Source organism: Streptococcus orisratti DSM 15617 (genome assembly GCF_000380105.1).
Classification (GTDB): Bacteria; Bacillota; Bacilli; order Lactobacillales; family Streptococcaceae; genus Streptococcus; species Streptococcus orisratti.
Window position 1 is genome coordinate 1 of the sequence record NZ_KB904459.1, and the last position, 12,985, is coordinate 12,985.

A 12,985-nucleotide genomic window follows, 5' to 3' on the forward strand; every position below is an offset into this window, starting at 1 on the left:
GCTTCAACCCAAAATCGGTAAAACTGTTTATGCTCTATCATTGTAACACCTTATTTCAAAAAATACTAGATAAGGTGTCATTTTGTCATGCCCTTTTATAGCTAAATTAGTGACAAAAATAAGGTAGCAGCCTCAAAATAGTTACTGTTATGCTTTATTTTTTTGCTTAAAGCCTTGATAGACTTGACAAATGGTAGAAAAAGAGTTGCATGTTTCTCAATCTGGGCCATGGTTTAAAGACTTTAAGGTTGAGCCTGAAGAGCTCCAACCGCTCCTGAAAGATTATGTTCAATTAAGAAAAGATGGGCTATTTTGATTAAGAGAGGAGCATAAGTGATGAATGTATCGTCAAGTCCTAATATTACATTTATGCTTCAATACACAGAGGCTAATAGTCAATATGTGGATTATACAAATCGTGATGAAGCTGTCAAAATTGACGAAGAATTGTCCTTGGAAACGAACAGGCAAATGATTGAAGGATTGACTGAAGACGAGATGACTCGTATTCAGGAAGCTGTCCCTGAAACTCAGTTGAATTTCAAGGAATACATTGATTATATGAACCGATCATATGCAACAGAAAACCAATCAGAAGAAATAACAGCTGTCTTTACTCAGGAAGCAGACTATCTCCAAAAACGTCGATTAAACGACCTAAAAAACAAGTTGGAATCAGCTTATCAAAATGGTTCGCTTCTTTGGCAGGGTGTCATTTCTTTTGATAATGCTTTTCTTGCTGAGCAGGGATTGTATGATGTTGCAACTGGCCAAGTTGATCAAAAAGCAATTAAGGCTGCTATGCGTGACATGATGCCAACCCTAATTCAGAAAGAAGGCATTTCAGATTCTGCATTTTGGTGGGGAAATATTCATCTAAACACAGACAATATCCATATTCACTTTGGTCTTTCAGAAGTAGAATCTAACCGTGAAAAAATATTCTATCGGCCACGTGGACGGATGGAGTACAAAGGAAACTTCTCTCAAAAAACAATTAATCGTTTTAAAAGCGGTGTTTATCACGGCTTACTTAAAGAGGAAACACGATCAAACATTCTCAGAAAAGAACAGATTTTAGCTAACCTCAAAGCAGATTTAATAACCTCTGTTTACCAGGAAGATAAAATCACTTCTTCAGCTGAAAAAAATTTTTTGGAACAAGCATATAATCATTTGCCTCTTAATAAGAAATGGCGCTATGGATCTAATGCTAGAGATTTTGCGGTTAGTAAGTTCTTTCTGGATCGCTATTTAGACTCCTATCTAAAAAATGAAGGTAGTGTTGCCTATCAAGAATTTTTGAAAGAAACTAGAGAGTTTCTTAAGACCTATGAGGGTGTCTATTCAGCTGAAAAAAATCAAGTCTATGAAAAACTACGTAAAGTTGATGGACAAACTATCAGAACGCTTGCAGAGTCAAAAGGATATGATTTAGAACATCATATGGCACGCCGTGTGATGGATTTACGGGAGCGATTGGCCAATAATATCTTACGATCGTTTAAAGAAGCTGCACCACAGATACAGAACGCTCAGCTGGAAAAAAATTTGGATCATTTTTCTATCTTGAACCAGCAGAAAATTCTAGAACAGTATCCTGAAGCGAGTGTTGTTAAAAGCTTGAAAGCTTGGCAAAAATTAGGCTATTCCGTAAAAGCAGGGGAACACCCTCTTGAAATCATAAAGCCAGTCTATGAAGCCTATGATAAAACTGGTAAGGGGATTGGTAAGCCAGAATTTGTGTCAGATTATGTTTATGATGTTAATCAGCTAACAGAAAATATTCAGCTGAAAACCTTGACTCTAAAAGACTTGTCCTTATTATCATCAAGCGATCTCAAAGAGTTAGTGGATGCTGCTAAGTCAAAATCAACACTCTCTGAAAAGGAACGTCGTGAGTTAGGGACTTTCCGATATGCGTTAAAACTCAGTATGCTAGAGGCGAGTCAAAAAGAATTACAGGTGCGTCAAAAGCTTCTAGAACAGATACAACCTTTAGCATCCGATCAGCCATTTGTGGATTTTAAAAAGCAATCCTTAATACAAGAATTGAGAGCAATTGAACTACAATTGACTCCTAATTTTAAGCTTTCAGAAGATGATAAACTCTTGAAAGAGCGATTGAAGAGCCAGTTTGAAGATAGTGTTTCACTTCCTGTTTCAAAGGCCACTCCTGGAGTTATACAGCTTCCTATTAGACAACTTAGGGCTGAGATGGGGTTGGTTAATCAGATTCAAGATGATAATATTTTAACGCTTCTAAGAGGAAGACCAACGACAAAACGAGATTATGTAGAGGAGCTTCAGACTCATATTTCTATTTTTCAGTTGAAATACCAGATCAACAATAGAAACCAGCAGATAAGTCAACTATCGGATGAAGCAGCGATAAAAGAAATGAGAGTAGCTAATGCCAAAGGATTCTCTGAATTAAAACGGTTATATGAGAAATTGCAACCAACAGATGATAGTCAAAGCCAGATTGCACAAACAGTTTTTAAGCAATTACAAGAACGCAAAGTTACCAAAAAAACACAACTACAACAGTCTCAAGGGCCTATAAAGTTGGATACGGACTTCATGCGTCAATTGTCATCATCACTGAATCGTTCTCAACAAGCAAATAAAAAAGCACTTATGGAACGTGCTAGAAGTGATGAACGTGAAGAGCAAGAAGAACGCAGACAAGCTCAGCGTTAATCAGCCATTGATGGATTATCAATGGCTTTTTTAAGCTTAAAAATCTCCTGTGATTTGTCCCCTTAACACAAGATTTTCCATTATCTCTTAGACTAGAAGTAACTGTAGGTACAGGAAGGAGGTGGTGAGCATGCTACAATTTCCAAGCGTTTCTGAAGAGGAATTTGACTTCGATGCTGACTGGCTAGTCAAGTCTATTGATGATACTCAAAAACTAATTCTTTTTGCTGGACAAGGAAAGAATGGTGATTTGGAGTTGGAATTGGACTATCAAAATAATCCAGAAGAATTTGAGCATTTTTCAGTAGGTGATCTCATTCAATTACCAAGAGAAATATTTGTTGTTTCTGAAATGACACCGTATCAACCAAAATATGAGTGTTTCTAGTAAAGGAAAGGAGTTTTTATGGCAGAAGAACACACACAACAGCCATCTTCACGTGGAAAAAGCCGTCGAGAGAGGGTAGAATATGCTCGGTCTCGTGATATTTTAGATGTTGCTAGTGAACTGAACATGGAATTGGTGCGTTTAGGACGAGATTACCGCTGGAAAGAACATGATTCTATGGTTATTTCGCCTGATAAAAATATGTGGAACTGGTTTTCACGACACCAAGGCGGGGATGTTATCTCACTTGTTGAAACGATGAAAGAAGTGAACTTCAATCAGGCAATTGATTACTTAAATGATGGCAGTTTTAAAGAATATACAGTTGTTGAGAGGGTACAAGAACCGTTTTCCTACTATCTTGAGCCTTATGAGCAGCCGTTTGAAGCAGCTAGAACCTATCTAAAAGAACAACGTAGTCTATCAGATGAAACAATTGATTTCTTTCTTGATAAGGGAGTTTTAGCTCAAGCTAATGCTAAAGTCAATGGTAGTATTGAACCTGTTGTTGTTTTTAAGTCATTTGATTTCTCAGGTGAGATCGCAGGGGCAACTCTGCAAGGGATTGAAGAGAACTGGGAGAAGTGGCCAGAACGTGGATATGCTAAGAATATTGTCAGAAATTCAGATGGTATTACTGGTATGCACGTTGATATTGGGCAACCTAATCGCCTTATCTTTGCAGAAAGTGCTATTGATTTGATGTCTTACTATGAATTGAATAAAGAAAAACTACAAGATGTCAGATTAATATCGATGGACGGCTTGAAAGAATCTGTGGTAGGAAGGCATTTAGTACAGCTTCAGGCAGATATTTCAGGTCGTCCGCTTCGTTGGACTCATGATCAATTAGCAGAAGGATTACAGACAGCTATTGACAATAATTTCTTTACAGATGGAAAACATGCAAACTGGATCACTCTTGCAGTAGATAATGATACTGGTGGGCATAATTTTATTGACTCTCTGAGAGAAAAGGGAGCTACTATTAATGAGGATTTACCAGATTTACAACCAGGGCAAGATAAGACAGACTGGAACGATGCTTTAAAACAACATAAACTTTTGGGTCTGTCTGATGGTATGGAATCTTATCAAACAAGGAGTGAAGAACAAGGTGTCCTATTTGAAAATCTTGCTAATATAACTTCAACTTCAGATCGTGCTCAAGTACCCTATGATACTTTTAAAGCTAATCAAGAAAGACTATCAGAAGCAGTTCAAAATCAAATTCAAGCTGGTGCTTTGAGAATTACACTTTCAGATGAAGCCTATTTCCATACCTTGGTCAACTATACTGGATGGAGTCATCCGATGCAGCAGTTAAAACCTCAAGCAATGGAAGGCTTAAAAGAACATCGAGCTTTCTTTGAGTCAATCAATGATACTAATATTGATCGTTTTAAAGAAAAAGGGACACCTGAACAAAATCAGATGTACGACCTTTTAAAAGGTCTTCAAAAGGATTTAGGACGCTCAAGTACCTCGACAGTCTTTTCAGAAGAAGTAGCTATTAGTGCTTATAATCTCAATCGTCGATTAAATAGCCTGACAGCTGAAAATTGGGGTAAAGGCATCACGGACCCACTAGGGTCTCTAGGGCGTGATACCTGGAATGTTATCAGCTATCCTGCTAATGATATTGTAACTGATAATACAGACTATTATGATCAGCTGGTGCCTTACCACTTGTTAGAATACCTAAATGGTAAAAATGGAACGGTTGAAATATCTCCAGAAACGTATGAAACGATTCTCCAGCAGTTGAGAGATGAGTCAATTATCATCACTCCTGAAGTGGTAGAAGACGTTACGACATCACCAGAACAGGTGGTTTCTTCATCTGAGGAAACAGAAAAGCCTCTTGAGGTTCATCAAGGGCAGGATGTTTCAGAGCAACAAAAAAAGGAAGTGCAGCTAAAAGATATCCGTACACTACATCGTGAATGGGAACAGGAACTAGAAAATAAGGTAACTCAATTCCTAGGGCACACTCCTCAATGGTGGGAACTTGAGCGTAATCGGGGCGCATTCATCACCTCTGAGTTGGATCAACTATTTGCCAAACGTAGTTCACTGAAATTAGATGCTCACTTTGCAGATAATTCACAATATGTCAGACAGGAGATAAAGCAACTTGATGAACAAATTTTAACGATAATCCAACAAGAGAAAGCTCCTGAGAGGACTCAGGAGCAGGCTGTTTCAGAGCAACAAAAAAACGAGAGGATGTATCAACGCAAGGGTTCTTTACAGCCCGAAGCTGAAGGTAGCACCTCACCCGTACTTGAAACAAGTACCTTTGAACGCTCTGTTACCAGTCGTCCTACTGTATCCTCTCAGTATCTAAATTTTAGCATAAAAGATGGCTTTAAGTCAAGAAAAACAAAGTATGAAAAGTCTATTGATGCTTATAATTTGGGTAAATTAAATAGAAGAGGGATAGATATTCAAGAAGCGGCTCAATTCTATTTAAACGAGTTGGCAAATAGTACAGTCCATTACTTTACATCAGATGGTAGTTTAGTGCAGGTAAACTTTTTAGAAGAGAATTTTCTGCATCTAACTGGCCTAAAAATTATTGGTGATGCTGCAACACCTGGGAAAATATTGCATGATTTTGCTAATGGTGGGGAACTTAGTTATGACGATATTCGTTTAAAAAACACAGAATCTCCATTTGATAAAATTAAAGTTCTTCCTGACTTAGAAACTGTTTTACAGACAGATTCATTTTATTTTGATGATCTACAAGATATTCCTAGATACCAAGGACGTTTTGATAGTCTAATCAAGTCAGACGATAGTGATTTGATGCTTTTATTCCGTATGAATACCGAAGATGGAACAGTTCCTGTGTCAGTATTTAAAGCAAGACAAGTTTTGAGGGTAGAGCTACAAGAAGCTAGAAAAAATGAAATTTTAGGTATTTTTCGAGAGAAAGGTGGCTTGATAGAACAGATTGACATAAATAAAAACTATGTAAAAGACGATGGTGAGGAGATGCTTTCTATTTTAAAGAATAGACAATATGAAGAATCTCGTGATATAAATGATCAATCAATGAATGTTTCCTCTTATAGCTTCAATCATCAAGACTATTCAGATATTGATAGTTTGTTGGAAGCTGGTTCTGCTTATTTACAAACTACAGAAGGCCAAGAATGGCTGGCTAGAGATCCAGAGTATCATCAAGAATTATTAGATGTTTTTGAATCCGCAGGTGCCACCCCTAAACAAAAATTAGAGGTAATGAGTGAGTTTGGTAACATTCAGGTTAATGGCTATGATATTGTTGCTGGTCTAGGTTATTCTGAAGCGTTGAGTGATGATGCACTATTTTTTGATCAGAATACCATAACCGAAATTACAGAACAAGGATTTGTGCAGGAAAAACCAATTCAAACAAGAATAGATCAACAAGTTTCTCAACAACAATTGGAAAGTTTACGAAACTACTTCTCTGGTCAGATGGATAAAGTAGAAATAGGAATTGGTCGTTCTGGAGCTGGAGTAGATTATAGGGCCTATTACTTGAGAAATTCGTATGATAACAGGATAGAAATTGCTGCTACTGATTTAGGTAGTGAATTATCACCTGAAGAGCAGCTAGATGCTTTGATGAATAAGATTGTTGAAAATTATGGGAAGTCATTCTGGGATCTTGTCCAACAACCAGATTTTGAATTATCAGATGAAGAAGCTCATCAATTGGCCTATCCGATAGTTACTCAAGAGTCTTTATCAGAAGTATTTGGATATTCTCCTGATGTAATTACAGAAGAGAAACTTCAAACTCCTGAACCAATTTCAGCTGAACTTTTCACTCAAGTATTAGATTCTGCATATAACGTAGGCGATCCTAGAAAGTTAGGATTACAAGTTCCTGAAGAATCTAAGAGAGCTTGGGAGCGTTACTATGAACTTTCTGATAGTTATGAAGGAAACTTTAGCGCTGTGGTAGATGCTGCCGACCAGCTGAGTCTCGTTGATAAAAATTCTAATTTCTATCAAGACTGGCAACAGGATCAGATTTATAACGATACCTACCATGTTCGTCTTAGAGGCTCTAATGAGGGGTTAATCAGCCCTCAGTGGCCGTTTGAACCGACTCACTTTGTTTCTTATCAAGACTTTGTCACAGAGCTTTACAAGGCTAATCAGGACGCCTCTCAGACGCAGCCAATCGCATTTGATATTTACGCTCCAGGTGGCGCCCTGATTAAAGACGGTGTCCGTTATGCTGTTGGCGATGAAACGCAGCCTGTATCACGTCTTTTGGGACTAGGTTATCGTCGTTTAGAGGATTATCCTAATTTAGCAGCTATTGATGAAGAAGTGCTTTCTCAGCTGGAAAATCAAGAAGTAAATCAAGATATCGCAGCTGAAGCTAATGAGCAGACAGTAGCTTCACCAGAAACACCACAAGAACGTGATTCAAGAGAAGATTTTCAGTCTCCTAAACAGGATATAAGAACTGGATTAGCTCAACGAGTGGAAGAAATTATGGCTGAAGATGCTGCTAAGATTCTAGTATCTTCCATTCCCCAAGTTCAAGAGAATTTATCAGTAGAGGGTGATTTAATCGGAGCTCCTCAACCTGATGGTCAGATGCTTTATACCAACCAAGAAGATTTTGGCCGTGATTATCAATTAGAACTAACTGTTCATAGTCCAGTAAAAATTGATCAATTATCGGATATTCAAGCACCTTGGACGTTGGCACTTATTCAGGGAGAACAGAAACTTGGTTATTTAGCTTATGGTAGTGATTGGGGAAATGATTTTCAAGTTAAAAAAGAACTGGAGCAGCTTGCTTCACAAATTGGAGCTGGAAACTCCCCTGAAGGGCTTTATCAGCAGGAAGAGATAGATGCCTTTTTGACTAACAACAGAGGACAAGCATCTAATTATCGGACTCAGGAAAATATCTCTTCAGCAGAATCGTTCGACTATGCAACAGCTTCCGCTTATGATATTAGTGAAAGAGCTTTTCAGAAGATTCGTGAGTACACACAATCCCCTGAAGACTTGCTGGAGTATGTAGAATTTATGAGTAAATTCCCTCAGCTTTCTCCTCGTAACGTTGCGCTTATCCAAGAACAATGGAGAGGTGCAAATGCAGTCGCAACTTATGATCAGTGGAAATCAATGGGAGAAGCGCTTGGAATTAAACCAGAGGACGTTATTCAAACTAAAGCAACGTACGTTAATAAGAGAACTGGTGAAACAAAAGAAGTTGTTCATCAGGGGCTTTCTGTTAAGTCAGGGGAAAAGTCTCAAATAACATTATTTAGACCGTTGATGGTTCGGATGATTCCTGTCATAGATGAAAGTGGAAATCACGTCAAAAATGATAAAGGGAATCCAAAATATAAAAAGTTTTCAGATGCAACTCCACAAGAAAAAGAATTGGTGAAAGAAGGCAAGCTCCCTGTTCGTCAATTTCAGGAGAGAGATCCTAAAACTGGCCAACCAAGATTTACGACTTATAAAGTCTTTGAGTTGTCACAAACCACTTTGAAACCAGAAAGTTATCCAAAAGCTATGCCAAACCGTCATTATAACTTTAATACAGATAAGGTTAAGACTAAAGAAGTTCTCGAAGGCTTATGTGATTATGCTGAAAGTATTGGTGTTTCCATTATGAAAGATGAAGCTCATGTTCTAGGAAATGCGAAAGGTGCCTTTTTCCCAGGAGAACAATTAATTTTAATTAATCCAGATAACACGCCTGGAGAAAAAATTGCAACAACGATTCATGAACTAGCTCACGCAACGCTTCATAATCCTAACCTTGCAGATCAGTATAAAGAGCTGCCTAAAGTCCAAAAAGAGCTTGAGGCTGAAATGACTAGTCATTTGCTCTCGAAGCATTTTGGTTTAGATACGACTGAGAAGGCTATTGATTATATGGCTAAGTGGACCGATAATTTAAAAGGATTAGATGATAAACAACTAGCTAACTCTTTGAAACGCATCCATAAAACAGTTTCTAAGATGCACAAGCAAATTGAGCATCACACGAAACCTTATCAATTAGGAAAAAGTCGAGGACAGGGACCAAATTTTCCTAAAGCCCCTACCAAAGGGCCAAGTCGTTAAGACAAAAGGTATTCTCAATTGAGAGTACCTTTTTATACACAAAAAATGATACAAAAAGTTATATAACAAATTGTATCATAGCTGTTTTAGTTATCATCTGGGGATGGTTTGTCCCCTTAACGCAAGAATTACCATTATCTCTTAAACTGAAATTAACTAACAGTAAAGGAGAAGAGTGATATGGTGACAGTCATTTTGGCTGAAAAAGAAACACAGGCTGCTGCTTACGCAGAGAGTCTAGGAACAGCTAGTAAAAAAGGAAAAGTTCATATAATTAAACACACACCGTACTTTTCAGATGAAGTTCATGTTATTGCTGCTGAAGGACACTTATTTGAGTATGGTTTACCAAAGGATAATTGGGATTTAGATAAGTTACCCTTAGTCGATGTTTCATTTAAACAGACACTAAAGAAGGACAAAGATTCTAAAGAGACCTTTAAGCAGATTTATCAAGAAGTTATGGCAGCTGATCAGGTGATTATTGGTACAGATTCTGACAGAGAAGGGGAACGGATTGCTTATTCGATTTTATCCCATATTCCTGAAGGGAAAAGCAAGGTAACCAAACGTCTTTGGGTTAACTCGGTTACCACTCGTTCTATTCAAAAAGCTTTTCAGGCACTTAGGGAACCGATGGAAACCTATAACTACTATTTAGAAGCTGAAGCACGTGCGCAATCAGATTGGTTAGTAGGAATGAATTTATCACCTCTAGCAACGATAGAACTGCAAAATAAAGGACGACTTCCCAGAAGCAAAGGCAATAGCTTATCTGTTGGTCGAGTGCAAACTCCAGCAGTCCGTTTAATCTGTGAAAATGATTTAGCTATTCAGAATTTTAGACCCCAAACGTATTGGAAATTACAGTTGGAAGATAAAGAAACAGGAGTGATATTCTCTAATAAAGAGAAGTATTCAGATAGTGATGTAGTTCTGGCCACTTCACGACAATTAAGTCCGATCTCTATTGTCTCTTCAGTTGAAATGACGGAACACCAAAAAGCAGCACCTGCATTATTTAATCTCTCGGATGTTCAAGGGCTTGCTGCAAAATGGTGGGGCTTTGAACCTCTCAAAACAGAAAGGATAGTAGAAAGTCTTTATTTGAAAAAATACTTATCTTATCCTCGAACAGATACTCGATTTATTACTGAAGAGGAATTTGATTATCTAAAGACTTACATCAAGAGTTATCAAGATACTATCAGTTGCCATTTTGAGCCAGTTCATTTAGAACCAAGGGAAAATTACGTTGATCCTGAAAAAGTGGCTAAAACGAGTCACTACGCCCTTATTCCAACAGAAAATATTCCTAACCTAGTGACTTTAAAACCTGATGAGCGTTTAGTTTATGAAGCCATTGTTCGCAGAACGCTTTTGATGTTTGCCGCTGATTGTCGTTACAACACTACAACTGTTGAATTGGAAAATAAAGGCTTGATTTTTAAGGCAGCAGGTAGACAAATGCTTGATTTTGGTTGGGTCGCTTTTAGTAAACAAAAATTAAAAGGTAATGTTGAACTTCCAGATTATCGCACAGGGGATCAATTAGAAACGAAGGCACTGGTTCTTGAAGGTGTGACAAAACCACCTAAGAGAATTACTGAGGCTCAATTTATCAGTGAAATCTTACCTAAGTATGGTTTAGGAACACAGGCAACAAGAGCTGCTACGCTTAAAACGATTCAAGACCGTGGTTATATCACTAAAAATAAGAAATCAGGTCAACTATTTCCAACCAACAAAGCCTATCTCTTAATTCATTACCTTTATGATAATGAGTTTGCGAGTCCTGAAACGACTGGCGGTTGGGAACTATTCCTCTCTCAGATTGGAGAGGGAAAAATTAATCCACGTGAGTTTGTTGATGCGATCAAAGAAAAGCTAACCGATCAGATTGCAACTGCTAAAGGAAGGAGTGATTGAAGTGGACGATGAATTGAAGACCCCCTATCTTGATAAATACACTGATAATTTGTCAGCTAAGGTTGCTAAAAAATCAGATGATTACCAAGTTTATGGCCGTGATAAGGAAGTAAAAGCGGTCATTATCTCTCTTCTCAGACGAACTAAAAATAATCCTATCTTGGTAGGAGAAGCTGGAGTTGGGAAAACAGCTATTGTGGAAGGCCTAACGCTTGCTATTATGCGTGGTCAAGTTCCTGAACCTTTAAAAGGGTTAACAGTTCGCTCTCTGGAACTCTCTAGCTTGATGAGTGAAGAAGATGGTGGCTTTATTGCCAAGTTTAAGAAGATTATTGAAGAGATGGTTGCGACACGTGGCCGTAATCTTCTCTTTGTAGATGAATTTCATACTATCGTTGGTGCAGGTAGCCAGGATGGTCAAGCCCTCGATGCAGGAAATGTGATTAAACCAGTTTTAGCACGTGGGGATATTCAGCTGATTGGTGCCACTACCCTAGATGAGTTTCATAACTATGTAGAGACTGATAGAGCCTTGGAACGTCGAATGCAACCAGTCATGGTAGAAGAGCCCACCATTCCACAAGCCATATCCATTATTGATCAGGCCAAAATAATTTATGAGAAATTTCATGGGATTCAAATTTCTTCTGAAGCTGTGAAACAAGCGGTACGTTTATCTGTTCGTTATCTAACAGATCGCTTTCTGCCAGACAAAGCTTTTGATTTGATTGATGAAGCAGCAACCATTGCTTCAGCTGAAGGAAAAGACAGTATTACAGAAGAGGATATTGCCCAGGTCTTGAAGGATAAAACTGGTATTCCTGTCACTACAATATTAAAAGGTGATCAGGAACGCTTAGATGGTCTGAAGGAAAAATTAATGAATCGTGTCAAGGGGCAAGAGGATGCTATTGATGCTATTGTGGATGCTGTCACGATTGCTCAAGCTGGATTGCAAGATGAGAATAAACCTATTTCGTCATTCATGTTCCTGGGCCCAACAGGTGTTGGTAAAACAGAGTTATCAAAGGCTTTAGCTGAAGCGCTCTTTGATGATGAAAATGCTATGATTCGTTTTGATATGTCTGAGTTCAAAGAGAAAGAAGATGCAGCTAAACTGATTGGTAATCGTGCAACGAAAACAAAAGGGCAGCTGACACAGGCTGTAAAACAAAAGCCTTATTGCGTTGTATTACTAGATGAGGTTGAAAAGGCTGATGGTGAAGTTCTGGATCTTTTTCTTCAGGTGCTAGATGATGGTCATTTAACAGATAGTTCAGGACGTTTGATTAGCTTCAAAAATACTATTGTCATAATGACCACTAATATTGGAGCCAAAAAGATTATCAATAAATGGGAGTTGAAGGGGAGTTTCCAGCATTTAACAGAACGTGATAGGCAACAATTTGAGAAGTCAATGATTAGTGAACTTGAAACTGAGTTTAGACCAGAGTTCCTTAATCGTATTGAAAATAAGCTTATCTTCAATCTTTTGGAACGAGAAATTATTGAAAAGATTGCAGAAAAAAACTTGTCTGAAATTGAAGATAGAATGAGGCATCAAAATATGACACTCTCATATGAGCCTAGTTTAATTCAGTATTTATCTGATGTTGGAACAGATGTAAAAAATGGCGCACGTCCCTTAGAGCGTTTGATTAAAAGAAAAGTTTTAGCCCCTATTTCAGCTAAAAGTCTTTCTTTAGATAAAAGTAGGCAAACCTACAATATTCATCTATGGGTTGAGGGAGAGGCACCAGATAGCCAACATCGAAAAGATTTGAGACAAATTCAGCTAGATGTTGAAGGAGAAATTGGAGAAGAAGTTGATGCTCTTTTCAGCTGAAAAAAACTTTTTTC

The 12,985-nt window shown here is 37.9% G+C and carries 5 protein-coding genes; all 5 read left to right on the forward strand.

Features of this window, described 5'->3' with window-relative positions; all coding sequences use genetic code 11:
* Window positions 1–336: 336 nt before the first annotated feature.
* The 5 genes from mobP2 (at window position 337) to A3I7_RS0103870 (ending at window position 12,971) form a co-directional block, all read left to right on the forward strand.
* A complete protein-coding gene (gene mobP2 / locus A3I7_RS0103850; protein ID WP_018375463.1) occupies window positions 337–2,703 on the forward strand; it encodes a MobP2 family relaxase in 2,367 nt (788 codons plus the stop codon).
* Window positions 2,704–2,833: 130 nt separating this feature from the next.
* Complete coding sequence (locus A3I7_RS0103855; RefSeq protein WP_018375464.1) at window positions 2,834–3,091, forward strand: hypothetical protein; 258 nt, start codon at window positions 2,834–2,836, stop codon at window positions 3,089–3,091.
* A gap of 18 nt (window positions 3,092–3,109) precedes the next feature.
* Window positions 3,110–9,196, forward strand: a complete 6,087-nt coding sequence (locus tag A3I7_RS14470; protein ID WP_018375465.1) for a PBECR4 domain-containing protein — start codon at window positions 3,110–3,112, stop codon at window positions 9,194–9,196.
* Window positions 9,197–9,376: 180 nt separating this feature from the next.
* A complete protein-coding gene (locus A3I7_RS0103865; protein ID WP_018375466.1) occupies window positions 9,377–11,125 on the forward strand; it encodes a type IA DNA topoisomerase in 1,749 nt (582 codons plus the stop codon).
* 1 nt (window position 11,126) lies between these two features.
* Window positions 11,127–12,971: an AAA family ATPase gene (locus tag A3I7_RS0103870; RefSeq protein WP_026217117.1), complete on the forward strand. Its 1,845-nt coding sequence runs from the start codon at window positions 11,127–11,129 to the stop codon at window positions 12,969–12,971.
* The last annotated feature ends 14 nt before the right edge of the window (window positions 12,972–12,985 follow it).

What these genes read in the sequence shown, in the direction of transcription:
- mobP2 (WP_018375463.1), top strand. Translation starts at nt 337, where the DNA reads ATGAATGTATCGTCAAGTCCTAATATTACATTTATGCTTCAATACACA.
- A3I7_RS0103865 (WP_018375466.1), top strand. Translation starts at nt 9,377, where the DNA reads ATGGTGACAGTCATTTTGGCTGAAAAAGAAACACAGGCTGCTGCTTAC.
- A3I7_RS0103855 (WP_018375464.1), top strand. Translation starts at nt 2,834, where the DNA reads ATGCTACAATTTCCAAGCGTTTCTGAAGAGGAATTTGACTTCGATGCT.
- A3I7_RS14470 (WP_018375465.1), top strand. Translation starts at nt 3,110, where the DNA reads ATGGCAGAAGAACACACACAACAGCCATCTTCACGTGGAAAAAGCCGT.